We start from the raw sequence: 253 nt of genomic DNA on the forward strand, positions 1-253 counted from the left end.
GAGCAGATGGAGCGGTTGAGGCCGTTTTTTCCGAAGAGCCATGGCAAGCCGAGGGTCGACGACCGCCGGGTCTTGAGCGGGATAATCTTCATCAATCGCAATGGGTTGCGGTGGTGTGATGCGCCCCTGTATCGACCCAGTGAAAATCTGCTCATGCTACAATGGAGAAGGTAGCGATGAGTGTGACGATGGACGACAGCATCAAGCGGTGGACTGCGAAGCGTAAGACGGCGCTGGTGGTCGAGATCATTCA

General features: G+C 56.1%; 1 pseudogene. It reads left to right on the forward strand.

Annotated features, from left to right (window positions below):
- Nucleotides 1-171 (forward strand): annotated as a pseudogene (locus tag D2N39_RS22470) (transposase); the annotation flags it as partial.
- Nucleotides 172-253: the final 82 nt, after the last annotated feature.

Origin of the sequence: Gemmobacter lutimaris (assembly GCF_003570715.1) — a bacterium.
In the GTDB taxonomy this organism is placed as follows: domain Bacteria; phylum Pseudomonadota; class Alphaproteobacteria; order Rhodobacterales; family Rhodobacteraceae; genus Gemmobacter; species Gemmobacter lutimaris.